The 23,768-nt window shown below is 65.3% G+C and carries 24 protein-coding genes and 1 riboswitch; of the genes, 8 read left to right on the top strand and 16 right to left on the bottom strand.

All coding sequences use genetic code 11. The features are described from left to right. Positions 1-6 precede the first annotated feature (6 nt). A complete protein-coding gene (locus ACZ2GY_RS05400; RefSeq protein WP_471673224.1) occupies positions 7-762 on the top strand; it encodes an alpha/beta hydrolase in 756 nt (251 codons plus the stop codon). A gap of 44 nt (positions 763-806) precedes the next feature. Then, on the top strand, positions 807-1,622 hold the full coding sequence (locus ACZ2GY_RS05395; RefSeq protein WP_277359577.1) for a lysophospholipid acyltransferase family protein: 816 nt from the start codon (positions 807-809) through the stop codon (positions 1,620-1,622). A gap of 39 nt (positions 1,623-1,661) precedes the next feature. On the opposite strand, the gene ACZ2GY_RS05390 is transcribed toward ACZ2GY_RS05395, so the two are convergent. Both ACZ2GY_RS05390 and ACZ2GY_RS05385 read right to left on the bottom strand, forming a co-directional pair. Beyond that, entirely contained in the window at positions 1,662-2,579 is a 918-nt protein-coding gene (locus ACZ2GY_RS05390) for a GNAT family N-acetyltransferase (RefSeq protein ID WP_471673223.1), read from the bottom strand. Beyond that, positions 2,580-3,971 (bottom strand): glycine--tRNA ligase, encoded by a 1,392-nt coding sequence (locus ACZ2GY_RS05385; RefSeq protein WP_346028923.1) that lies wholly within the window; start codon positions 3,969-3,971, stop codon positions 2,580-2,582. A 227-nt stretch (positions 3,972-4,198) separates the two neighbouring features. On the opposite strand from ACZ2GY_RS05385, the gene ACZ2GY_RS05380 reads away from it, so the two are divergent. Then, a complete protein-coding gene (locus ACZ2GY_RS05380) occupies positions 4,199-4,630 on the top strand; it encodes a universal stress protein (protein WP_277359575.1) in 432 nt (143 codons plus the stop codon). Here the strand turns inward: ACZ2GY_RS05380 and ACZ2GY_RS05375 are convergent, their stop codons facing one another. Continuing rightward, complete coding sequence (locus ACZ2GY_RS05375; protein ID WP_157359096.1) at positions 4,631-4,807, bottom strand: hypothetical protein; 177 nt, start codon at positions 4,805-4,807, stop codon at positions 4,631-4,633. 241 nt (positions 4,808-5,048) lie between these two features. Here ACZ2GY_RS05375 and ACZ2GY_RS05370 point away from each other — a divergent pair, with 241 nt between their 5' ends. Then, complete coding sequence (locus tag ACZ2GY_RS05370; RefSeq protein WP_471673222.1) at positions 5,049-6,671, top strand: M28 family peptidase; 1,623 nt, start codon at positions 5,049-5,051, stop codon at positions 6,669-6,671. Between the two features lie 87 nt (positions 6,672-6,758). Here ACZ2GY_RS05370 and ACZ2GY_RS05365 read toward each other — a convergent pair whose 3' ends face one another. Further along, positions 6,759-7,724 carry a DMT family transporter gene (locus ACZ2GY_RS05365; protein WP_471673221.1) on the bottom strand — a complete coding sequence of 322 codons (966 nt, stop codon included), beginning with the start codon at positions 7,722-7,724 and terminating at the stop codon, positions 6,759-6,761. A gap of 62 nt (positions 7,725-7,786) precedes the next feature. On the opposite strand from ACZ2GY_RS05365, the gene ACZ2GY_RS05360 reads away from it, so the two are divergent. Further along, positions 7,787-8,026: an RNA-binding S4 domain-containing protein gene (locus tag ACZ2GY_RS05360; RefSeq protein WP_277359571.1), complete on the top strand. Its 240-nt coding sequence runs from the start codon at positions 7,787-7,789 to the stop codon at positions 8,024-8,026. Here ACZ2GY_RS05360 and ACZ2GY_RS05355 read toward each other — a convergent pair. From ACZ2GY_RS05355 to metX, 3 genes are read right to left on the bottom strand one after another with little or no spacing between them, the layout of a single operon-like run. Beyond that, on the bottom strand, positions 8,001-8,645 hold the full coding sequence (locus ACZ2GY_RS05355; protein WP_471673220.1) for a class I SAM-dependent methyltransferase: 645 nt from the start codon (positions 8,643-8,645) through the stop codon (positions 8,001-8,003). The genes ACZ2GY_RS05360 and ACZ2GY_RS05355 overlap by 26 nt on opposite strands. 32 nt (positions 8,646-8,677) lie before the next feature. Continuing rightward, entirely contained in the window at positions 8,678-9,430 is a 753-nt protein-coding gene (locus ACZ2GY_RS05350; RefSeq protein ID WP_471673219.1) for an alpha/beta hydrolase, read from the bottom strand. A gap of 55 nt (positions 9,431-9,485) precedes the next feature. After that, entirely contained in the window at positions 9,486-10,673 is a 1,188-nt protein-coding gene (metX, locus tag ACZ2GY_RS05345; RefSeq protein WP_471673218.1) for a homoserine O-acetyltransferase MetX, read from the bottom strand. Positions 10,674-10,690: 17 nt separating this feature from the next. After that, positions 10,691-10,821: riboswitch (SAM riboswitch) on the bottom strand. Between the two features lie 335 nt (positions 10,822-11,156). Between metX and ACZ2GY_RS05340 the strand changes: the two genes are divergently transcribed. Next, entirely contained in the window at positions 11,157-11,798 is a 642-nt protein-coding gene (locus tag ACZ2GY_RS05340; RefSeq protein ID WP_277359567.1) for a VOC family protein, read from the top strand. 44 nt (positions 11,799-11,842) lie between these two features. Here the strand turns inward: ACZ2GY_RS05340 and ACZ2GY_RS05335 are convergent, their stop codons facing one another. The 4 genes from ACZ2GY_RS05335 to ACZ2GY_RS05320 all read right to left on the bottom strand — a co-directional run bounded on the left by ACZ2GY_RS05335 (position 11,843) and on the right by ACZ2GY_RS05320 (position 16,643). Next, positions 11,843-12,631: a CPBP family intramembrane glutamic endopeptidase gene (locus ACZ2GY_RS05335; protein WP_277359566.1), complete on the bottom strand. Its 789-nt coding sequence runs from the start codon at positions 12,629-12,631 to the stop codon at positions 11,843-11,845. A 120-nt stretch (positions 12,632-12,751) separates the two neighbouring features. Continuing rightward, positions 12,752-13,966 (bottom strand): imidazolonepropionase, encoded by a 1,215-nt coding sequence (gene hutI, locus ACZ2GY_RS05330; RefSeq protein ID WP_471673217.1) that lies wholly within the window; start codon positions 13,964-13,966, stop codon positions 12,752-12,754. Next, positions 13,963-15,420 carry an amidohydrolase family protein gene (locus tag ACZ2GY_RS05325; RefSeq protein WP_471673216.1) on the bottom strand — a complete coding sequence of 486 codons (1,458 nt, stop codon included), beginning with the start codon at positions 15,418-15,420 and terminating at the stop codon, positions 13,963-13,965. Before ACZ2GY_RS05325 ends, hutI begins: the two co-directional genes overlap by 4 nt. Further along, on the bottom strand, positions 15,417-16,643 hold the full coding sequence (locus ACZ2GY_RS05320) for an allantoate amidohydrolase (protein WP_471673215.1): 1,227 nt from the start codon (positions 16,641-16,643) through the stop codon (positions 15,417-15,419). The genes ACZ2GY_RS05325 and ACZ2GY_RS05320 overlap by 4 nt, the downstream gene beginning before the upstream one ends. Positions 16,644-16,762: 119 nt before the next feature. On the opposite strand from ACZ2GY_RS05320, the gene ACZ2GY_RS05315 reads away from it, so the two are divergent. Then, positions 16,763-17,140, top strand: a complete 378-nt coding sequence (locus tag ACZ2GY_RS05315; RefSeq protein ID WP_277358323.1) for a VOC family protein — start codon at positions 16,763-16,765, stop codon at positions 17,138-17,140. 22 nt (positions 17,141-17,162) lie between these two features. On the opposite strand, the gene hutU is transcribed toward ACZ2GY_RS05315, so the two are convergent. Together hutU and ACZ2GY_RS05305 are read right to left on the bottom strand one after the other, a co-directional pair. Beyond that, a complete protein-coding gene (gene hutU / locus ACZ2GY_RS05310; protein WP_277358322.1) occupies positions 17,163-18,842 on the bottom strand; it encodes a urocanate hydratase in 1,680 nt (559 codons plus the stop codon). Further along, the gene (locus tag ACZ2GY_RS05305; protein WP_277358321.1) at positions 18,839-19,600 is read right to left on the bottom strand and encodes an IclR family transcriptional regulator; all 762 of its coding nucleotides are present in this window, start codon (positions 19,598-19,600) and stop codon (positions 18,839-18,841) included. The genes hutU and ACZ2GY_RS05305 overlap by 4 nt, the downstream gene beginning before the upstream one ends. Positions 19,601-19,651: 51 nt before the next feature. Between ACZ2GY_RS05305 and hutH the strand changes: the two genes are divergently transcribed. Then, the gene (hutH, locus tag ACZ2GY_RS05300) at positions 19,652-21,229 is read left to right on the top strand and encodes a histidine ammonia-lyase (protein ID WP_471673214.1); all 1,578 of its coding nucleotides are present in this window, start codon (positions 19,652-19,654) and stop codon (positions 21,227-21,229) included. Between the two features lie 109 nt (positions 21,230-21,338). Here hutH and ACZ2GY_RS05295 read toward each other — a convergent pair whose 3' ends face one another. The 3 genes from ACZ2GY_RS05295 to ACZ2GY_RS05285 all read right to left on the bottom strand — a co-directional run bounded on the left by ACZ2GY_RS05295 (position 21,339) and on the right by ACZ2GY_RS05285 (position 23,767). Continuing rightward, a complete protein-coding gene (locus ACZ2GY_RS05295; protein ID WP_471673213.1) occupies positions 21,339-21,881 on the bottom strand; it encodes an AMIN-like domain-containing (lipo)protein in 543 nt (180 codons plus the stop codon). Positions 21,882-22,098: 217 nt separating this feature from the next. Next, positions 22,099-23,277: a cation:proton antiporter gene (locus tag ACZ2GY_RS05290; protein WP_277358318.1), complete on the bottom strand. Its 1,179-nt coding sequence runs from the start codon at positions 23,275-23,277 to the stop codon at positions 22,099-22,101. 7 nt (positions 23,278-23,284) lie between these two features. Continuing rightward, positions 23,285-23,767 (bottom strand): cation:proton antiporter regulatory subunit, encoded by a 483-nt coding sequence (locus ACZ2GY_RS05285; RefSeq protein ID WP_471673212.1) that lies wholly within the window; start codon positions 23,765-23,767, stop codon positions 23,285-23,287. Between the last annotated feature and the right edge of the window lies 1 nt (position 23,768).

The raw sequence follows: 23,768 nt of genomic DNA, 5'->3' as shown, positions 1-23,768 counted from the left end.
GGGTGCATGGCGAAGGAACGGTTCAGTGAAGCCGACCAGGATGCGGCCGACGGGATGGCGCATGCGCCGGAAGTGACGGTCCGGCCGGCGGCTGGCGCCGTACGCGGGGTTGTGCTGGTGCTGCACGGTGGGCGCTCGAACAGCTTCGAGCCGGTGCGGTCACGACACCTGAGCCCGGCACGGATGATTCCGTTTGCCCGGCTGCTTTCTTCCTGGGGATCCCCGGCCGGCCTTGAGACCTGGAGCCTGCGGAACAGGGTGCGAGGATGGAACGGCGAGCACATGTCCGCGCTGCACGATGCGCGCTGGGCGCTGCAGCAGATCCGTGAGCGTCACCCCGGCAAGCCTGTCTACCTGCTGGGCCACTCGATGGGTGGCCTGACGGCCCTGTGCGCGGCGGATGATCCGCAGGTCCGCGCCGTCGTAGCCCTGGCACCATGGCTTGACAGCACAACGCCGCTGCAGCAGGTGTCCGGACGAAGAGTGCTCATCGTCCATGGGGACGCGGACCGCTGGACCTCGCCGCGGCAGTCACTGAGATACGCGCAGCGAATTCAGCACATTGCCGACGACGTCCGGTACGTCACGCTGACCGGTGCCGGACACTTCATGTTCACGAAACTTTCCGTATGGCACGAGCTCAGCGCCTCTTACCTGCTGAAGAGTTTCTCCGACGACACCGGCGCACCGGTGGACGCGAAGTACCTCCGGCGCGCTGCGGACGTGCTCGTTGAACCCTCACCGCTCGGCGTCACGCTGTGAACCCGTTGTCCCTATCCCCCCGTTCGAAGCGGGGCGTCTGAACGATGGCCTGGGTTCCGAAGCAGAGCGTCCGGTTCTACCGCATGCTGGTGCACAGCGGTCTGCTGCTGCGGTGGATCTTCCGGATGCGCGTCATGGTCAGCGGCGAATCACATCTGCCTTCCGCGCACGCAGGCACGGGGGTGTCACGAACGCCTGTGCCTGGAGAGGGAGCGGTGTTCGCTATCACCCACTTCGGTTACCTCGACTTTGCGTTTGCCGAGCTTGTGCTGTGGAAGCATACCCGCGCCCAACTGAAGTTTCTGATTACCAAGGCTGCGGCGTCGCACTGGTTTGCAGGACCGGCCATCTCCGCCTGCGGACACGTGATCGTCGACCGCAGCGCAGGCGCCGCGGCCTACGAGGGTGCGCTCGAAAAACTTCGCGCCGGCGAGTACATCGCCATCCTTCCCGAAGCCGGTGTAAGCCGTAGCTTCACGGTGCGCGAGCTCAAGACGGGCGCGGTACGCCTTGCGGCCGAAGCCGATGTGCCGCTCATTCCCGTGTCAGTCTGGGGAGCGCACCGGCTGATGACCCGCGGTCACGGGTTCTCACTCCGCCGGGCCTGGCGTGCACCAATCCGGGTTCACATCAGCGAACCGATCAGGCATACCCAGGACGCGGACATAGCCCTCGAGACGGAACAACTACGTGCGGAACTGCAGGACGGCATTGACCGCGGGATTGCTGATTTTCCGCTGGTGCCGCCACCTGGCGCGTGGTGGCAGCCTGCCCATCTCGGTGGAGGTGCGCTGACCGAGGCCGAGCGTGCTGCAGCGGATGCACGGGACGCCGCGGCCGGACGTTACCGCCGCGGATGATCTAGGCGACGCGGGTGACGCAAGCGACCACGACTTCGGTCAGTCGCTGACAACCCGCGTTTCCGCCACGACCCTGGCGGCACCAGTGGCAAGCAGCGGATCAAGCACCTCAACCAGCGCGGTCATGGAGTCATCAACCTCCAACTGCACGGGGTACTGATACACCAGCATCGCCAGCAGCGACGCGACGGCAGCGCTCTGCTCGCTGGGCCGCAGGCCTGTGTCGCACCCGATGAGCACGTCTGCCGGCGCGTCCGTTCGGCTCTGTGTGTAGCTCAGCGCGAATGCCGCAATCGCACCGCCGGCGCTCTTGGGCTTGTCACGCAGGACCACGGCACCACCGGCACCTGCCGTATCAGCGAGCAGGAACTGCTGCGCCTGGCCCAGCGTCATATCAGCCGGGTCCCACGAGTGCACCGCGTTGTACCACTCGGTCACCGCCCTGGTGAGCTCAACCGAACCGGTGGCAGCCTCCTCAAGCTGGGGGCCGTCGTCGTCGTCGAAGTTCGGTACCGCGAGCGCTCCGGGTGCAACCTCGATGATCCGCGAGCGCTGGATCTCCCGGAAGCCTGCCGCCGCTGCGAAGGCAGCGCCGTCAGATCCGGGGACCACCTTTGCCCGCAGCGTGGAAACGCCCGACGGCGACGAGCCGGCTTCGTGGCGGAGCATTCCCAGGAGCGTGGCGGCAATCCCTGTTCCCCGATGAGCCTGGCTGACCTCAACGTAGGCCCAGAGCCGCTGATCATGAAGCTTCGGCTCGAAGACGTAAGCGGCAGCGACCGGCACGGCCACACCGTCCATTGCATCTTCTGCCACGATGCAGCGCAGCCACGGGGAATCCGACGACGGCCGGAACAGTGCCCGGGACTGCTCCGCCTGCGGATTCGGCGGGCCTCCCCACACCTGCAGGAGTTCGAGGTCGTCGCCGTCACGCCAGGGGCGGTACTGGATTGCCACTTACGCGCCTACCAACCGCTGCGCCAGGTAGCCCTCGACCTTGTCGAGGGAAACGCGTTCCTGGGCCATGGTGTCGCGTTCACGGATAGTGACGGCCTGGTCTTCGAGCGTGTCGAAGTCCACGGTGATGCAGAACGGGGTACCGATTTCATCCTGGCGGCGGTAACGACGGCCGATGGCACCGGCGTCGTCGAAGTCGATGTTCCAGCTCTTCCGCAGCTGGGCTCCCAGATCCTTGGCCTTGGGCGAGAGGTCCTCGTTGCGGCTGAGCGGGAGAACGGCGGCCTTCACCGGAGCAAGACGCGGATCGAGCTTGAGGACGGTGCGCTTGTCCACGCCGCCCTTCGCGTTGGGCGCCTCATCTTCTGCGTAGGAGTCCACGAGGAACGCCATGAAGGAGCGGGTCAGCCCGGCGGCAGGCTCGATGACGTAGGGGGTGTACCGCTCGTTGGTGGCCTGGTTGAAGTAGCTCAGCTCCGTGCCGGAGTGCTTCGAGTGCGTGGAGAGATCGAAGTCGGTGCGGTTGGCGACGCCCTCAAGCTCACCCCACTCGGAGCCGGAGAATCCGAAGCGGTACTCGATGTCCGTGGTGCCCTTGGAGTAGTGGCTCAGCTTTTCCTGCGGGTGGACGAAGAGGCGCAGGTTGTCCGGGTTGATGCCGAGGCCGGTATACCAGTCGAACCGTTCCTTGATCCAGTACTCGTGCCACTCATCATCGGTGCCGGGCTCGACGAAGAACTCCATCTCCATCTGCTCGAACTCACGGGTGCGGAAGATGAAGTTTCCGGGTGTAATCTCGTTGCGGAAGCTCTTGCCGATCTGGCCGATGCCGAACGGTGGCTTCTTGCGGGACGTAGTGAGCACGTTGTTGAAGTTAACGAAGATGCCCTGCGCGGTTTCGGGCCGTAGATAGTGCATGCCCTCGTCACTGGCAACAGGGCCGAGGAAGGTTTTCAGCAGACCGGAGAACTCCTGGGGTTCCGTCCACTGGCCGCGGGTGCCGCAGTTGGCGCAGGCGATGTCCGCCAGGCCGTTCTCCGCGGGCCTGCCCTTCTTCTCCTCATACTCTTCCTCGAGGTGGTCAGCCCGGTAGCGCTTGTGGCAGGAGAGGCACTCCACCAGGGGGTCGGAGAATACTTCGACATGGCCGGATGCTTCCCATACCTGGCGGGGAAGGATAACCGAGGAGTCCAGACCGACGACGTCCTCGCGCCCACGGACCATTGACTGCCACCACTGGCGCTTGATGTTTTCCTTGAGCTCGGCGCCAAGGGGTCCGTAGTCCCAGGCGGAGCGGGAACCGCCGTAGATTTCACCGGCCTGGAAGACGAAGCCGCGCCGCTTGGCGAGGGAAATGATTGGGTCCAGGGCTGAAACCTGCTTGGCCACGATGAATGCCATCCTCTACATGTTTGGACAGGCCGCTGGGTGCGGTCGTCGTTGTGCCGTGCGGAACGGCCCAGCAGCCGGAATTCAACGCGAACTGCCGTGCCGGACCGGGCGGGCGAAGCTACTACCTTAGCCTACCGAAACACGCCTGCCTGCTCGCTGGCGCTAAGGTCGTTCCTGTTGGTCCGGCGCGGGAACCGCCCGGGATTCACCGTTCAAGGAGGAACAGCATGGCAGGGAATGTGGTCGTGGGAGTCGATGGCAGCGAAACCGCTTATAAGGCGGCATCACGGGCAGCGACGCTCGCGCAGGGGCTGGGAACCGAACTGGTCGTTCTGAGCGCGCACATCACCGGCAACACGGAGATCGTCAAGATCGGCAGCGAAACCTGGGTGCTGGATGATGCCGAGCGTGCGCTGGAGATGGCAGAGCAAGTGGCAACCAAACTGCGCGGTGAGCACCCAGGGGTGGAAATTCGCCCTGCTGCCGGCCGCGGGAAGCCCCAGGACGTCCTGATGGAAGAGGCCGAGCGCTCGGGCGCCCAATTGCTCGTGGTAGGCAATGTGGGCATCAAGGGGCTAGGGCGAGTGCTGGGGAGCGTCGCCTGGAGCGTTGTTCACAACGCTCCGTGCGACGTCCTCGTAGTGAAAACAGCTTCCTGACTACCGCCGGTTGAGGATGCTGCGGATCATTCCGCCGACTCCACCGGAACCGGGGCGGTTGGCGCCGCTACGTCCCGTTCGCATCCCGCCGGTCCGCGGTGTGCCTCGGGTTGTTCCGGCGCTGCCTCCGCCTGCGAATCGGCCGGCGGCGCTCCTGATGATGTTGCTTAGGCCCATGGGAAATCTCCTTTGCCTCACATAGTTCCCCGCTTCGGGAGTTCCGACCCTACGCGCCTTGGGGGCGGTTTTCTACCGGTGATGAGGCGGTCTCCCACCGGTGATCTACCGGCGGGTAGGGAGCCCTTGACGCGGCGGGACAACTGTCCATAGATTGAACGCACCCCTGTGCCGTGATCCGCGTCACAGGGGTTCGAGTGTCTGCAACCGTAGGCACGCCTTCGCGACAGAAGGAACAACGGTGATCCCAAACGCTCTACTTAAGCGCGCGCATTTTCGGCGAGCATCGCTTGCATTTGCCGGTGGACTCGCGCTCGTTGCCTCGGGAGGGCTGGCGGCAACTGCCGGGCCAACCCACGAGAACAGCAACAACAACACCTCTGAAAAGCTCCGCGCCGCCGTCTCGGTTGACCGGGTGGTCGGTCATCTTGAAGCCCTGGACGCGATCGCCGATGCCAATGACGGCACCCGGGCATCCGGAACCCCGGGATATGACGACTCCGTGGCCTACGTGGTCGGGAAGCTCCAGGCTGCTGGGTACTCCCCCGTTGTGCAGGAATTCATGTTCCCGTACTTCCAGCAGCTGAGCCCTTCGGTCCTCACCCAGATCAGCCCGGAGTCACAGGTTTACGCAGCGGAATCCTTCGCGACCATGACCTATTCGGGGGCAGGAGAAGCGGTGGGCGCTATCACCGCCGTCGACACCACCGGTACCGCCGGCGCCAACACCAGCGGGTGTGAAGCCACCGACTTCGATGGATTCGCAGCCGGATCAATTGCGCTGATACAGCGTGGCAGTTGTTCGTTCGCGCAGAAGGCCAGCAACGCAGAAGCAGCCGGGGCCACCGCCGTCGTCATTTTTAACACCGGATCGGAAGGCAGCACCGGTCCGATCAACGGCACCCTCGGGGCACCGGGAATCGATATTCCGGTCCTGGGAGCAAGCTTCGACGTGGGCGTCAGCCTGATCGGCGAGAACGTCACGGGCACAGTGACGGTGGACACCGTCTCCGAGAACCGCGCGACTTACAACGTGCTTGCGGAAACCGCAACCGGCGACGCCGACAATGTGGTGATGGTCGGCGCTCACCTCGACAGCGTGGTGGCCGGTGCCGGCATCAATGACAACGGCACGGGTAGCGCCGCAATCCTTGCGGTCGCGGAATCGATGCAGAAGGTCAAGACTGCAAACAAGGTCCGCTTTGCCTGGTGGGGTGCAGAAGAACAGGGACTCCTCGGCGCTGAGCACTATGTCGCAGACCTCGCGGAGACGGGAGAGCTGGACAGGGTTGGGCTGTACCTGAACTTCGACATGATCGGCTCCGCCAACTTTGGCCGCTTCGTGTACGACGGTGACAACTCGGCCTTCCCTGTCGGTCCCGGCGCTGCTGAGGGTCCTGCGGGATCCGGTCAGATCGAGCAGGATTTCCACGACTACTTCGCAGCTGAGGGACTGGCCTCAGGTGAAACAGCGTTCAGCGGACGTAGTGATTACGGACCATTCATTGCAGAGGGCATTCCCGCAGGCGGACTGTTCACCGGTGCAGAGGGCATCAAGACCGAGGAGCAGGCAGAACTGTTCGGTGGCGTTGCCGGCGAACCCTACGATGCCTGCTACCACGCAGAATGTGATGACCTGAGCAACGTCAGCGTTGAGTCACTGGACCAGATGAGCGATGCGATTGCTCATCTGACCCTCACCTACGCCATGAACACGACCGCGGTGAACGGCGTTGGAGACAACGTGAAGGGTAACTTCAAGCAAAAGGGCGGCTTCGAAGGTAACCCGCTGGGCGGCGGCACCGAAAGTGGCGGCGGGCTCCACCCGGAGCATGACCACGATTCCGAACTGGCCGACCGGTAGTATCCCGGGCTAGCCAAAGGCGGGTCGGGACCACTTCTTTCGGGTGGTAACGACCCGCCTTTTCGTTGCCCGCGATCTTTTCCTGGATCAGCGTCGCAGCAGGCGCCGGTTCCAGGGCAGCGTGGTCAGGATGATGGCCCCCAGCGCGAGGATCGGTCCCGCCACAGTGGCGAAGACGACGACGGTCCCCGGTGTGGGGAGCACAAGGTCCAGTGCCAGCGAACCCAGCAGCTGGCCTGCGATCATTCCGAGGCCGGTGAGCAGCACACCCAGGGATCGCACCAGGAGGGCGCCGATACCGATGAAGATGCATCCCATCGGCCCGCCCAGGTAATACCACCACTCTTCCGGCAGCGGTTCAGGAGGGCCGGTGAGCACCAGTTTCACTAGCCAGGCGGCGAGGAGCACGACCGATCCGGCAATGAAGTTCATCAGGGTGGCGGTAATGGGTGTGCCGTACTGCACGGCGGCGGTTCCGTTCATGGCTTGTTGGAAGCTCACCAGGATGCCGGCTGCGATGGGAAGCAGGAGCGGAAGGATGAGTGCCGCCGTCGTACCTGTTCCGCCGAGGCGGGGTGAGACTGCCCAGATAACTGCCGCGACCGTCAGCGTCACGCCGATTACCCGCATGATGGTGATTATGCGCCGCCCGCCGGGTCCGATCCCGAGCCTGTCCACGGCGAGTCCGCTCAGCGTCTGGCCCATGACCGCGGCGACCGTAAAGAGCGCGACTCCAAGGACCGAGATGGTGAGCGCCTGCGAGAAAACAAACAACGCACCGATGGTCCCTGCGGCCAGGTAGATGCGGGGAAACCGCCGCTGCCGCACGGCAGGGATCAGCTGGCCGAGGCCCGCCCGTCCGCGCGGAAGCAGCAACGAGATCAGGATCATCAGCACCAATCCGGTACCGAAACTGATGAGCGCGGCTGCAAGTCCGTCGTCGAGCGTTTGCCCCAGTGCTCCGTTGATCCTGCTTTGAAGCGGAATGGCTACGCCGGAGGATATTGCCAGCGGGAGGCCGATGACGGCGGGAAGGTGGGGGGCTCGAGACACCCGTTAAACCCTAGGGCACTGGCCTGTTCCGGCCGGTCACTTCCGGCGGGCAGAATGTAACCATGAGCATAAACGATGAGACCAGCGCCGCCACTGAAGTGCCTATCCGTGACTCGATGATCCGGCTGGGCCAGTTGGTCAAGCTGGCCAATCTTGCCGAGGATGGGGTGGAGGCCAAGGAACTCATTGAGAACGGTCTGGTGAAAGTCAACGGTGAAATTGAGGATCGCCGGGGACGCCAGATCCATCCCGGTGATTCCGTGACGGTGAACGGCGTCACCGTGACAGTGGTGCAGGGATAACGCGGGTATCGCGGGCTTCGGCTTCGCACACCGCAACGAGAAAGTCCGATGTTGGCGTCCAGGCCTGAAGATCCCACGTGGCCAGGCGCAAGGAGACGGAGAAGCCGGCGCCGGCGACGTCAGTGAAAAACTGGTCGAAGGTGTAGCCGCGCCCGGCGCCGAACCCGACGATCAGGCGTCCACCGCGCGCCAGGTGGCGATGCAGGCGTGCAAGAACCTGTGGCGCCGTGCCCGGAGCAAGGAAGGCGAGGACGTTTCCTGCGCAGACAATCACGTCAAAGGACTTAGCCACTCCGCGGGCCGGCAGATCCAGCTCTGTCAAGTCTCCCACCAGCCACACAGGCCCTGGGTGGGCTGCCCTCGCCGCTTCGACCAACTGGGCGTCCGCGTCAACTCCCACCACGGAATGGCCACGCAGCGCCAGTTCCCCGCCAACCCGGCCTTGCCCGCAGCCGGCGTCGAGAATACGCGCATTTCGGGGAGCCATTGCGTCGACGCACCGGGCTTCCCCGTGTAAGTCCGCACCCTCGGATATCAGCTGTTCAAAACGCTGGATGTAGGCGGCTGACCTGTTGGGGTCCGCGCGTTTTCCTGCGTCCCAGAGCGTTTCTTTCTTCACATTCGGGAGTCTAACCCGCCACCGTAACGGCGTTACCGTGACAGTGGTGTCCGGCTGACGCCGGGCACCACCATCTGCAGAAATTCCCGCACATGTCCCAGTTCCTGTGCGTTGATGCTGTGGTACATGCCCGCGTAGAGCACCTTGGTGAGCTTGGTGTGGCGGTTCAGCCAGCCGTGGGTGAACTCGATTCGATCGGCGGGAATGACCGGGTCTTCCTGATCCCGGCCCCAGAAGAACGGCACTGGCTTCGCAACAAGCGCGCTGTCGTTGAAGAACGTGCTGCCGTCGGTCGGCACAACAAACCCTGAAAGCCCGACGACGGCCGCGTAGTCTGCGGGCCGGGCACGCAGCATGGAGCTTGCCACTGCCATGCCCATCGAGAAGCCGAGCAGGGTGACGCTCGAGTGCGACTGCTTGATGGAGTCGACCCAGTCAATGACGTCCTGGACGGCGGCGGTGACCTTGTCGACCGAATAGGCGGCGTCCTGCATCAGCGGGAACCAGGTGAAACCTGCTCCCAGGGCGACCGGTGCACGTACGGATGCCACGGTGAACTCGTCGGGCAGGAAGTCGAGGATGCCCATGAGGTCTTCCTCGTTGGCCATGTGTCCGTGCAGCAGCACCAGGAGCGGCGAGCCGGAGCGCTCGTCTTCGGGCTTCGACCAGACGACAGTCGGTGCGGTCGAGGCCGGGCCGGTCCCGGGCCCGGTCTCGGGGGCGGAGGCGGAGGAGGAGGCGGAGGAGGGCGCAGCAGAACCGTCAGTCGAGGAAAAATTCGTCATAGCTCCATAGTGGCATGTTGAACTGTGCCGGCGGCGTGCTGCGGCAGGCTGCGTCTCAGCCCGCGCGAAACCGCAGCGCTGAGGCGCTCTCCTTGACATCGCCGTCGTCGGTGTTGCTATAGAACGCTGCTGCCAGCGCGGGCTCAAGCTGCGCAATCTCGGTGAGGAAGGCATCGTGGCCGATGGGAGATTCAATGGTGTGGACGGCAACGTTCCCGGGCAATGCGGACGCCAGTTCAACGGACTGGCGAGGCCAGTAGAGGCGATCCGAATCCACCGCCGCGACGAAGAACTCTGCCGAGGCAGCTGCGAGCGCAGTGCTGAGGCTCCCCCGGTCACGGGCAACGTCGTGGCTCATGAGCGCTTCAGTGAGGATGACGTAGCTGTTGGCGTCAAACCGCCGGACCAGCTTTTCCGCCTGATGGTCCAGGTAGCTCTCCACCTGGTAGCGGCCGCGCCCGCCCGGCGCCGACGACCCAAAAGGCTCTTCCATACCCTGCGCTGCCCGACCGAACCGGTGTACGAGTTCCGCCTCCGAACGGTAGGTGATGTGCGCGATGCGCCGGGCAAGGCCCAACCCATCCTCGGGACCGGCGCTTCCGTAGTAGTCACCGCCGGTGAACCGCGGGTCGAGGCGAATGGCCTGCACCTGGGCCTGCGCGAAGGCGATCTGCTCCGCGGTGCTCGCTGCTCCGCACGCGATGACGGCGCACCGTTGCACCCGCCCGGGATAGGTGACAGCCCACTCAAGAGCCCTCGCGCCTCCCATTGACCCACCCAGCACGGAGTGCCAGGAGGAGATGCCCAGCAGGTCTGCGAGCAGTGCCTCGGCACGCACGGAATCGCGGATGGTAACGAAGGGGAAACGCGAACCCCACGGCTTGCCCTCCGGATCAAGCGACGCCGGCCCCGTGGATCCGTAACAGCCGCCCAGCATATTGATGGACACCACGAAGTAGCGGTTCGTGTCGATGGTTCTGCCCGGACCCACCAACCCGTCCCACCAGCCATCCTCGGAGGACTCGCCCCGCGCTACATGTGAGCTGCCGGTGAGTGCGTGCTCGATCAGCACCGCATTGGAGGCATCGGCATTGAGCGTGCCCCAGGTCTCGTAGGCGAGGACGACATCGGGCAAATGGCCGCCTGTTTCCAGCGCCAACGGGCCAATCCGGAACCGTTGCACGACGACGCCGTCAACCAGCCCCGCTTCCGGCTGCGGAACCGCTGTGGTGATGCCTGTCAAAACCCTGCCGCCTCACTGAATCGCGCTTGCTCCTGCACTGCATGCAGGGCCTGGTCTTCACCCGGGGCACCCCGCCGCGAGGGAGGGTTGCCGGACAGCAAGCCGGGGCTGATGGCGGGTGGAACCTGCCGTACTGTCACTCGTTACCTCGTATTAGGAAACCTGACCAGCGCGGGTGAGGGCAACTTGTGTGACTCGCCGTGAAATGAAGCCGGCTGGCGTAGTAGCCGTGAAAGGCGCGCGTGCGGCAGAGGATGCTTGAGTGGGGCCGTTCGGCGTCTATGGGAAAACGGTCGGCCCCACTCAAGGGGGACACCCAGTGGGCGTCCCTGGCAGGAAAGTCCGGCGGTCTCGGAACCGGGCTCCCTGTGTGAAGCAACTATCCGGCTCTGACCTTGGGTTTTGCTTGGAACATTGTCGCCCGCGGTGTGACTTAGGTAACCCTTAGTCGAGGCCTCCATCACAAAGTGCCAAAATGGGGCCATGCGCCTGGATCATGTGTCTTATGCCTGCGAACCTGACGGACTGACTGCTACTGCGGAACGGATTTCCGACGCCCTCGGAGTTGAATTCGTCAAGGGTGGAATCCACCCGCGGTTCGGTACCCGCAACATGATTTTTCCGTTGGTCAACGGCCAGTACCTCGAGGTAGTCGAGGTCCTTGACCACCCGGCCTCGGACAAGGCTCCATTTGGCCAGGCGGTGCGGGCACGGTCCGAGGCCGGCGGCGGCTGGATGGGCTGGTGCGTAGCCGTTGATGACCTCGCCCCGTTCGAGGACCGCCTTGGCCGCAGCGCCGTCCCCGGTAACCGCAAATTCCCGGACGGGCAGGAGCTGACCTGGCAGCAGATCGGCATCAAGGGCCTCATCGCTGACCCTCAGGTCCCCTACATGATCCGCTGGGATGAAGGCACGGAGTCCCTCCACCCATCCCAGGCGCGCACCGCGTCCGTGCGCCTCAGCGCGCTCACCATCGCCGGGTCGGCAGAGCGCGTCACAGAGTGGCTCGGAACGCCCGTCACCCACCCGCTGGACGACGTCGACGTCGAGTGGATCGCCCCCAACGGCACGCCCGGCATCATGTCGGTAGCGTTCGAAACCCCGAAAGGTGCGGTCCGGATCTAATTGGTTCTTTCGGACGCTGGTTCCCCAGGCCGCGTGGCCGGGGGTTAGCTTCCGATGCCGATAGCCGGGCCGAAGAGCGCGAAGCCGACAAAGCCTGCAATGTCCAGCAGCGCATGCGCTATCACCAGGGGCATCACCCGCTTGGTGCGCGTGTAGGCGTAGCCGAAGATCAGCCCCATGATCACGTTCCCGATGAACGGGCCGATCCCCTGGTACAGGTGATAGCTCCCTCGCAGGAGCGCCGAAGTCACAATAATCACCGGGACTGACCAGCCCAGTTCCCGGAGCCGCTCAAAGAGGTAGCCCACCACAATGACCTCTTCGAGCACCGCGTGACGGATCGCCGAGAGCACCAGCACAGGCAGCGTCCACCAGTAGGTGTCGAGCGCCGTCGGGATGATCGCAGTGGTAAGCCCCAGTGCCCGGCCCGCGGCGTACACCCCGAGCGTTCCCACCCCGATCACCGCGGCCAGCCCCACTCCCAGACCGAAGTCGACCTTCGGTTTGCTGAAGGTGAAGCCAATCCGGCGGAAGGCCGACTTCCCCGGCTGGGTGAGCAGGAACAGCACAAGCACCACGGGAACCAGCGCAAAGAAGATTCCCAGCAGCTGGTAGGTGAGATCGAAGTACTGCCGGTTGTCCAGAACCGGATTGAGCCTGGTGGTCTGCGCAGCCAGCGGCGCACGGGTCAGCTTGTCGATCAACTCCACCACCGCGTAAACCCCGGCCTGGCCGAGGGACAGACCAAGGACAATCAGGATTTCCGCTTTGATCCTCTTCCGGCGGGCGGTCGGGGATAACGACGACGGCTGGCTGGTTTTGGCGGTTGGCATGCCTTCATGGTGCCGTACGCTTCGGTGCTTGCCAAAGCGTACAAAAACGGTTCCCCGGGAGGTTTTTGTCGCCTATCTGCTGTTCTGAGCGTCGTGAAACAGCAACTAGGCGACAAAAACTCAACGGAGGCGCTGCCCGGCGCGCCACACCGCATGGGTCAGCTGCATCCCCGGACGGTAAGCCAGGTGGGTTGCGGACGGTGCGTCCAGCAGTTGCAGGTCCGCGCGGTGTCCGACAGCGAGCGACCCAACGGCCAGCCGGCCGCCGTCGTCGGTTGTTTGTTCGCGGTGGAGGGCAAGCGCACCGCCGTAGGTTGCCGCGCGGACGGCTTCGGCAACCGTCAGTCCCATCTGCAGCACGGCAGTAGCTACGCAGAACGCCATGGACGAGGTGTAGGACGTCCCCGGATTGCAGTTGGAGGCAAGCGCGATGGGTACTCCGGCATCCAGCAGCTGCCGGGCGGGCGCGAGGGGTTGGCGGGTGGACAGATCGCACGCGGGCAGGCAGGTTGCCACCGTCCCCCGGCTGTCCGGATCACCCTCCCAGCCGGACCAGGAACCTGCGAGGGCGTCGATGTCCGACAGCTCCAAATGGTTCACGTGGTCGACGCTGGCCGCTGCCTCCTCCACAGCGAGCCGCACGCCCTCCCCCGGGCCGAGCTGGTTCCCGTGCACCCGAAGTCCCAGACCCGCGTCCCGGCATGCGCGAAGCACTTCACGGCTCTGGTCCGGTGTGAACGCGCCCGTTTCGCAAAATACGTCAGCCCACTGCACGTAGGGCCGGACGGCGCTGAGCATGGGTCCGGTGACGGTCTGAACGTAGTCGTCCGCTTTCCACCCCTGCGGAACGAGGTGTGCTCCGAGGAAGGTCACCTCGTCCGCTGTTGCAGCGGCGATCCGTGCGCTGCGGGCTTCTTCCTCGACGTTGAGACCGTAGCCGGTCTTGGTTTCGAGGTAGGTGGTTCCGTTCGCTCCGGCTTCGGCCACCCGCTGGGCCACGAGCGAGCCGAGTTCCTCATCCGAGGCGCGCCGCGTGGCGTCCACCGTCACAGAGATCCCGCCCGCGGCATAGGACTGCCCGGCCATGCGTGCCTCGAATTCCGCGGTTCGGTCGCCGGCGAACACCAGGTGGGTATGGCTGTCCACCCAGCCGGGCAGGCAGGCGCGGCCACCGGCGTCGTACCGGGAATCAGCGGCAGGAGCGTTTGCGGCCGGACCGAGCCAGGCGATCCGCTCATCCTCGAGCACGATCGCCGCGTCCTTGAGAACCCGCTGCTCGGCGTCCTGCGTCATGAGCTCGCCGATGCCGGTGATGATCGTTGTAGCGCCCGTCATGAGAGTGCCTTCCCCGTTGTGGCCTTCGTTGTTGGTGCTGCCTCGTCCATCCGCGCAATCGCCGCGGCGAGCAGCGTGCCCGGACCCCCCAGCCGCACATGGCGCCCGTTCCGGGCCACCACTTCCCCACCGACGACGACGGCGGTGACATCCTGCGCTGTTGCCGTCAGCACGAGCTGGGCCGGGGAAGAGCCGGCCGTGCGCGCGGTCGCGGGATCAAGTGCGACCAGGTCGCAGACTTGTCCCGGTGCCAGACCGGCTGCGGGCCGACCCTGTGCCCGCGCCCCGCCGCTGGCGGCCGCACGCACCAGCTCGGCAGGTGAGAATCGCCCCCGCCGGCCGCTCGCCAGCCGTTCGCCGTGTTCCAGCGCCCGCATTTCAAGCCAGGGGTCGACGACGGCGTGCTGGTCCGTCCCCAGACTCACCACCGCGCCGGCATCCTGCAGAGCGCGAGCCGGACCGATGCCGTCGGCGAGATCCGCCTCCGTTGTGGGACACATGGCTACGGTGACCCGCGCCTGACCGAGGAGATTCATGTCCTGGGCGGTCAGGTGGGTCGCATGAACCACAGTCAACCGTTCCGAGAGTAGATCATGCCTGGCCAGCAACCCGGTCGGTGTGGTTCCGGTCGCCTCGAGACACTCACGGTTCTCGGCAGGCTGCTCGGAAAGGTGAATGTGCAGGGGTACGTCTGCGGGAAGGTGTTGTGCAATGTATGCAAGCGCAGGTTCATCCACGGCGCGCACGGAGTGCAGGGCAGCACCGACAGAGACCTGGGATGCGTCGAAGCTGCCCGTGATGGCGGTGTGCAGGGAGTGCCACCGGCTGAGCCAGGCGTCCGCGCTGCCATCGGTGAAGCGTGCCTGTTCGGGCAGCACCGGCGCGCCGAAGCCGGCGGAGAGGTAGCAGGTGTCCAGCAGTGTCAGCCTGATGCCGGCGGTGACCGCAGCGCGGGCAAGCGCCAGCTCCATGGCATGCGGGCCGTCGTCGTGCGTTGGTGCTGCCTGCGTTAGTGTTGCGTGCGTTGGCGCTGCGGTTTCTGGCGGCCCGATACGCTGCTTGCCGTACTCGGTGCCGTCCTGTCTGTGGTGCACGTAGTGGAATTCGGCGACGCTGGTCCAGCCGGCCGTGACCATTTCGGTGTAGACGGCGGTCGCAAGTTCCTCGTACAGCTCGGGCGTGAGGGTACCGGCCGCCTGGTACATCGCGTTCCGCCACGTCCAGAACGTGCCCGTGCCGGCATGGGTTCGCCCGCGAAGCACCCGGTGAAATGCATGCGAGTGTGCATTTGCCGCAGCCGGGAAGACCACGCCGTTCAGCCGCAGATCATCAGGTTCCGGTTCAGCACCGCGGCTAACGGTGCGGACAACGCCGTTGTCACCGAACTCGGCCCGCACGCCCGCCGCAATGTCCCCCGGTTCCAGCCAGGCCTGCTCGCACCAGAGTGATTTCACAGCAGCCGCTCCAGGGCGTCGGCGAGCGCAACGGCGCCATAGTCGGCGTCGTCGTTTTCAACATGTTCCTCCGGGGAATGGCTGATGCCGGTCGGATTCCGCACGTACAGCATGGCTGACGGTGCGTGGGCGGCGAGGATGCCTGCGTCGTGACCGGCACCGGTAGGCAGGCCGGGAGCGCCCGGAATGGCGAGCTGCAGCTGCCGTTGGAGTTCTCCATCGAAGGTCACGGTGCCGCTGACGGACTCCCGGGTCAGCGCGGCGGTGCACCCTTCGAACGCCGCAGCCTTCTGCGCCTGGCCGTGGATCGACTCCACCAGCGAGGCCGTGGTGGCGTCGTCGGGATGCCGGATGTCGATCCACAGCTCCACCCGGGAAGCGATTACGTTGGTACCGCCCGGGATCGGCTGCAGCCTGCCCACAGTGGCGCGGGCTTCGGGCGTGGCGGCGGCGGTCTTGCGGATGGCGAGGATGACCTGTGCTGCGGCCACCATGGGGTCCGCGCGGTCCTCCATCAAGGTGGTCCCGGCATGGTTGCCCTGTCCGCTGATGGTCAGTTTCCAGCGGCCGTGGCCGATGATCGAGGTGCCCACGGCGATGGCGGAGTCGAGGTCGATGAGTCCGCGGCCCTGCTCGACGTGGAGTTCCACGAAGTCACCGATCCGGCTAAGTGCCTCGTCGTCCCTGCCCAGATGTGCGGGATCCAGCCCGTTGGCGCGTGCGGCCTCGGCGAATGTGACGCCGTCCGGATCCTTGAGATTCCGGGCTGTATCCGGGTCAATTGCACCGGTCAGCAGCCGCGAACCAAGGCACGCCACACCGAAGCGCGAGCCTTCCTCCTCGGGAAATACTGTGACGGCGAGCGCCCGCTGCGGCTGGACTCCGCGTTCCTTCAGGACGTCCACTGCAGCAAGGGCAGCGGCGACGCCGAGCGGACCGTCAAATGCACCTCCACCGGGCACCGAGTCGAGGTGGCTGCCGGTGACGAGCGCGCCGTCCCGGGTGCCGCCGTCGTTCCGGTCAGCGCCATCGACATCCCACCAGGCCCAGAGGATGCCGTTGCGGTCAGTTTCGATATCCAGTCCGCGCCGACGGGCCTCCTGCTCGAACCAGGACCGCAGGTCCAGTTCAGCCGGAGAGAACACAGGGCGGGAGTAGCCGCCGCGGACCGTATCCCGCCCCACACCTTCGATTGATTCCAGCAGGTTGCTTACGCTGTCCATCGGTTTCCCTTCCGGTTCTTCAGAGTTTTCCCAGTGCCACAGGTACCCCTGTGCAGACTGATTGATCAGGCCTAGACTCACCAGCATCTCGCTAACCGATCAATCTGGAGGAGTTCATCGTGGCCGGACGTGTTGTACATTTCGAAATCCCTTTTGACAATGGCGATCGCGCCCGGGAGTTCTACCGCGAGGCGTTCGGCTGGGACGTTACCCAAATGCCCGAGTTCGACTACACCGCCGCCGGCACCGGACCTGCCGGAGAACAGGGTCCCACTGAGCCGGGCTACATCAACGGCGGCATGTTCAAGCGCGACGGCGGCCCGCTCTCCGGTCCGATCATCACGATTGACGTCGAGAACATCGAGGAGTCGATCGCGAAGGTCGAAGCGCTCGGAGGGTCCGCCGTCGGCGAGAAGATGACCGTCGGTGACATGGGGTTCGCCGCCTACTTCCGTGACCCCGAGGGCAATGTGATGGGCCTCTGGCAGAACCCCTGACCCTCCGGGCACGAACCCCGGGTCAGCCCTCCATGGGCACACGGACTCCACGCTCATGGGCCACCTCCCGGGCTCGCTCGTAGCCGGCGTCGACGTGGCGGATGACGCCGGTTCCCGGGTCATTGGTCAGGAGACGTTCGAGCTTCTCTGCTGCCAGCGCCGTTCCATCCGCTACGGACACCTGCCCGGCGTGGATCGAACGGCCGATACCGACTCCGCCGCCGTGATGGATGGAGACCCAGGTGGCACCGGAGGCAGTGTTGAGCAGGGCGTTGAGCAGCGGCCAGTCTGCAATGGCGTCGGAGCCGTCCGCCATGGCTTCGGTCTCGCGGTAGGGCGAGGCAACCGAACCCGAGTCGAGGTGGTCCCGTCCGATCACGATGGGTGCGGACACCTTGCCCTCGGCGACGAGCCGGTTGAAGAGCAGGCCGGCTTTCGCGCGGTCGCCGTAACCCAGCCAGCAGATCCGGGCAGGCAGTCCTTCGAACTCCACGAGCTCACCGGCGGCGTCGAGCCAGCGGTGCAGGTGTTCGTTCTCCGGAAACAGTTCCTTGAGCGCGGCGTCGGTGACGGCGATGTCGGCGGGGTCACCGGATAGGGCGACCCAGCGGAACGGGCCGAGGCCCTCGCAGAAGAGCGGCCGAACGTAGGCCGGTACAAAGCCGGGGAATTCGAACGCCCGCCCGTAGCCGCCCTTGCGTGCCTCATCGCGGATGGAGTTGCCGTAGTCGAAGACGGTGGCTCCGGCGTCCTGGAACCCAACCATTGCCTCGACATGACGGGCCATGGAGGTTTGGGCCTTCTTGGTGAACCCATCCGGGTCCCCTGAGGCTTCCCGCTCCCACTCGTCCATCCCGATGCCCTCGGGAAGGTAGCTCAGCGGGTCATGCGCGGAAGTCTGGTCGGTGACGATATCGATGGTGAACTCACCGTTCCGCTGGCGCTCCAGCAGCGCCGGCAGCACTTCGGCAGCATTCCCGACGACGCCGACAGACAACGCACGCTTCTGGCGTTTCGCTTCGAGGACCTGCTTCAGTCCGTCTTCAAGGTCAGCGGCAACGACGTCGAGGTAGCGCTTGGCGGCCCGCCGGCGCAGGCGGGTCTCGCTGACGTCAAGAATCAGCACCGCGCCGCCGTTCAGTGTGACGGCCAGCGGCTGGGCACCGCCCATCCCGCCGCAGCCGGCGGTGAGTGTGAGCGTTCCCGCAAGAGTCCCGCCGAATCTGGCCGTAGCCACGGCGGCGAAGGTTTCATAGGTTCCCTGCAGGATCCCCTGGGTACCGATGTAGATCCAGGACCCGGCGGTCATCTGCCCGTACATCATGAGACCCTCGGCCTCCAACCGCCGGAACTCGGGCCAGTTGGCCCAGTCTCCCACCAGGTTTGAGTTGGCCAGGAGGACCCGCGGTGCCCAGGGATTGGTGCGGAAGACGCCCACGGGTTTGCCCGACTGCACCAGCAGGGTTTCGTCGTCCTCCAGGTCCTTCAGCGTGGCCACGATGGCGTCGTATGCCTCCCAGCTGCGTGCCGCCCGGCCGGTGCCGCCGTAGACAACGAGGTCTTCGGGCCGCTCGGCCACCTCGGGGTCGAGGTTGTTCATCAGCATCCGCAGGGGTGCTTCTGTCTGCCAGCTTTTCGCCGTGAGTTCGGTGCCACGCGGTGCGCGGATGGTGCGCGACGGATCGTGCTGGGTGAAGGTCATGATTGTGCTCCTGACGTTGAGGACTCGTTCGTGGGAGAGGTTTCAGTTTCCTGCGGGGCAGTGTCTGTTCGGGCGGTGAGAATACCTGTGGCTTCGCCGGCGACCTGGCGCCCGATCCGGCGCGCGCCGTCGTCGGTGATCCGGTAGGAGGGCACAACGACACTCAGCGCTGCCACCACGTGTCCGCCGGACAGCACGGGTGCGGCGATCGCGGTGACGTCGGGTTCGATGCCGTTGCTGACCACCACGTAGCCGTCGTCGGGAGTCTTGCCGCTCAGGACAGCACCGGCGGCGGAACCGTCCAGCGGAATGCTCCTGCCCACCCAGCTGGTGTGGCGAACCGAGTGGGTTCCTTCCCGGACGGACAGGTAGATCCCGTGGCCATCGTGGGAGGGCACATTGAGGTAGGCGGACTCCCCCGTTGAGTCGACCAATCGTTCCAATGCGCCCTCCGCCAGCGACACCAGCGATTCGTGCGAGAGCGCCTGCGCGCCGAGCTGGACCACGCGCATGCCGGGCCGGTAGCCGTCGTCGTCCCTGCGGACAAAACCGGTGCCCTCGAGGGTGCGCAACAGCCGCAGCGCAGTCGATGCCGAAAGTCCGGCATCACGGGCAGCATCGGCCAGGGTCACCGAACCACGGTCACAGACCGTGCCGAGCAGGAGCAGGGCCCGCTCAACGGTGCGGGTGGAGGTATCCGCCACGAGTTCTTCCTTGCGTTCGGTGGAAATATGTATTTCACTTATTGAAACGCTCATTTCATCTGTTGGCAAGAGCGGTCGATTGCGGGACGAGAAAAGGGACAGGTCATGCCAGAAGAGAGCACCGTGACAATCGGTTTAGGAGCACTGGCGCCGGCGGAGGTTGTTGCCGTGGCCCGGTACGGTGCGCGGGTGGAGCTCGGCGACGACGCGCTGTCTGCCATGCAGGACAGCCGCTCGGTGATTGATGCGCTCATCGATGATCCGACACCCCACTACGGCGTGTCCACCGGCTTCGGCGCCCTGGCAACCAAACACATTCCCGTCCAGGAGCGCACGCACCTGCAGCGCAGCCTCATCCGCAGCCACGCGGCGTCGTCGGGCGCGGAAGTCGACCGCGAGGTGGTGCGCGGGATGATGCTCGGGCGGCTCTCCACCATGGCTACCGGCCGGACCGGCGTGCGGCCGGTCGTCGCGCAGACCTACGCGGACCTGCTGAACGCAGGCATCACTCCCGTGATCGGTGAATACGGGTCGCTGGGCTGCTCCGGCGACCTCGCTCCCCTGTCCCACGTGGCGCTGGCCCTGATGGGCGAGGGAGAGGTAAGGAACGACGACGGCGCGCTGCTGCCCGCCGCCGAGGCGCTCAGTGCCGCCGGAATCACCCCGGTCGAACTGCGCGAGAAGGAGGGCCTCGCCCTCATCAACGGCACCGACGGCATGCTGGGCATGCTCGTTCTCGCCTCTGCGGATCTGCACCGGCTGCTGCGGACCGCTGACCTTGCAACGGCAATGAGCGTGGAGGGCCTGCTGGGAACCGACAGTGTCTTCGCGGAGGATCTGCACCAGCTTCGGCCGCATCCCGGACAGATTGTCTCCGCGGCGAACATCCGCCGCGTGCTTTCCGGGTCGCGCCTCATCGGCGAACACGCCTCTGATGAGCGCAAGGCACACCGGTTCACGCGGGTCCAGGACGCCTACTCGCTGCGCTGCGCGCCGCAGGTTCACGGGGCCGCGCGGGCAACGCTGGCACACGTCGAGTCCGTCGCGGCGATCGAGCTTGGCTCCGCCATCGACAATCCGGTGGTGACCGTTGACGGCCGCGTTGAGTCGAACGGCAACTTCCACGGCGCGCCGATCGGCTATGCGTTGGACTTCCTCGCGATCGCCGTTGCGGACCTCGCGTCCATGAGCGAACGCCGGACCGACCGGTTCCTGGACAAGAGCCGAAGCCACGGGCTCAATCCGTTCCTCGCGCATGATCCGGGTGTTGACTCCGGGCACATGATCGCCCAGTACACCCAGGCCGGCATTGTGTCCGAGCTCAAGCGCCTGGCTGTTCCGGCCTCCGTCGATTCCATCCCGTCCTCCGCAATGCAGGAAGACCATGTGTCAATGGGCTGGTCCGCCGGTTTGAAGCTGCGGCGGGCGCTGGACGGGCTGACCCGGGTGGTGGCGATCGAGCTGCTGACCGCGGCCCGCGCGCTGGACATGCGCGACGGCGGAATCAGCACCTCCTGCAGTTCGCCCGCCATCTCTGCGGCGCGGGCCGCGCTCCGGGAGGTGGTGGAGGGTCCGGGGACGGACCGGTATCTCGCGCCTGAAATTGAGGCGGTGCGGAAGCTGGTGGAGGCCGGGGCGGTTCTTGCCGCCGTCGACCGCGTGTTGGGCGAGCCGCTCGCCTAGGTAGTCCCCATTACCCCCATCACCCCATCGCACGCGCAGTAATGGCGCTTTGAGTAACTCAAAGCGCCATTATGTGACTCCACACGCAGGAGGGTTGGGGGCGGATCCCCTACCAGCGATGGGCCACATCGATGACCAACCGGGATGAGGTACCCGGCCCGTCGAGTGAGAAGACCCGGAACGGAAGGCGGGCGCGAACGCCGAGGCCAAACGTGGTGCGGCTCTCGAAGCTGTCCACGTAGGCCACCTGCCGGAAGGTTGTGAAACCGGCAACATTGACCGCTTCGGACCTGACGGCCGGACGGTAGGTTGCGTTGCCCCGTCCGTCCTGGGCCGGTGCGTTGACGGTCACCTGGATGTCGGCCCCACCGCGCAGCGGCGTGGCCAGGCCGGAGGTCCCGACGACGGCGCTTACGTACCGGACGGTGTAGCCTGCACCCTTGCCCCGAACATCGATCACGAGCCGGTCAAAACAGGCATGGCGGCCGGCCCGTGCGTTCACCACCGGGGCACTGGTCTGGGCCGTGCTGGTCTTGGCCAGTGAGCCCCAGGTTATTCCGCAGTAGGGAGCAGCGGAGGCGGAAGACGGCACTACCAGCCCGAACCCGACAATAAGTAGCAGGCTCGCCAGCAGCGCACGGAGTGTGTGCATGATGCACCACCTTTCAAAGAAGTAGGTGGGATCATCGTAGGGCCGCGTTTCCGGGGAAGATCCGGTCTGTGAACCATCGGCGCCCAACCGTTACGGGCGGCGCATGTGCCGGATGTTCACCGGGCTTTTCGGCGGTAAATCGCAATCATTCGGACACCGCAATGACACCGTGTGTGTTGCGGGATCCTGTGTTGCTTCTGCTGGTTTACGCAGGGTTCTAGGCTGGCTGCGGCGTCATGCGTAGGACCAGACGCATGGCTGGTTCTGCGAGCCGTGCCGCAATTGGACCAAGGATGGCCATTAGCAGCACGTAGGCCGTTGCCAGTGCAGCAAGCTCGTCTGTGATGGCTCCGGACGCCACGGCAAGGCCGGCAATGACGATGGAGAACTCGCCGCGGGCGATCAGCGCTGCACCTGCGCGCGCACGGCCCAACTTGCCGACACCCTGCCGTTTCGCCGCCCACCAGCCGGTTGCCACTTTGGTTGCAGCCGTGATGGCGGCCAGGAGCAACGCGTAGCCGAGCACCGGAGGAATGGTTGCGGGGTCAGTATTGAGTCCGAACACCACAAAGAAGATGGCTGCGAACAGATCGCGCAGTGGTTCCAGGAGGCGGGTGGCATTGGTGGCAGTGGCCCCCGAGATCGCAATGCCGAGCAGGAAGGCGCCGACGGCGGCTGAAACCTGCATCGCCGCTGCAAAGCCCGCGACAAGCAGCGCACCGCCGATCAGCGTCAGCAGGAACACCTCGCGGTCCTTGGAGTCAACGATGGCGGAAACTGTGCGGCCGAAGCGGAGCGCGATCACCAGGACGATGGTGACCACCACCAGCGACACGCCGACTGCCTGAAGCCCGCCGGCAAAGCTGACCCCCGCGAGCACCGTAGTGAGGATGGGAAGGTAAATGGCCATTGCGAGGTCCTCGAAGACCAGCAGTGACAGGATGACCGGGGTCTCACGGTTCCCGAGGCGCCCCAGGTCCGTCAGCACTTTGGCGATGATGCCCGACGACGAAATGTACGTCACTCCGCCGAGGACGAGTGCTCCGACACCGCCCCAGCCGAGCATGAGGGCAACAATCGCGCCGGGCAGGAAATTCAGCAGGATATCGAGGACTCCCGCCATCCATGACTGTTTCAGGCCGGTCACCAGTTCGCCGGCGGTGTATTCCAGGCCAAGCAGCAGGAGCAGGAGGATGACCCCGATCTCACTGGCTATCTCGCTGAACTCCTCCAGCCCGTCCAGCTCGACAAAACCGCCCTGCCCGAAGAACAGCCCTCCGATCAGGTAGAGCGGGATGGGCGAGAGACCGATCCGCCCGGCGAGCCTTCCGAGGATACCGAGGCCAAGGAAAACCGCTCCCAGTTCAATGAGGACCAGCGCGCTGTGATTCTCCACGGGCGGCTCAGCCGCCGCTAAGAATCTCGGCCGCGGCGTCGAGCCCTTCGGAGGTTCCAACGGCCACCAGCAAGTCGCCGGCAGCCAACGTGAAATCCGGTGTGGGCGAGGCCTGGACCTGCCCTCGCCGGAGCACCGCAACCAGCGAGACGCTGGTGCGCGTGCGCATCTTCGTGTCACCGAGTTTGCGTCCGTCATACGGGGAGTCGACATCGATGAGGAATTGCCGGGTGTTGACCCCCGGCAGATCCCGGTGGTCTTCCGTCAACTGCGCCACAATCTCGTGGGCTCCGAGCAGGTTACCCAGCGCAGAGGCCTCCTCGGCAGTCAACGGGATCGATGCCAGACACGCATCGGGATCATCGGCACGGGACACGATCAACTCCGTCTCTCCGCTGCGCTGGGTGACTGTGCCGATCCGGCGGCCCGACGCCGTCACAATGTCCTTGCGCACGCCGATTCCCGGCAGCGGCGTCTCTTCAACCTTCATG

Source organism: Arthrobacter sp. KKT183, from assembly GCF_055657625.1.
This window is presented reverse-complemented; position numbering and strand designations above follow the sequence as displayed.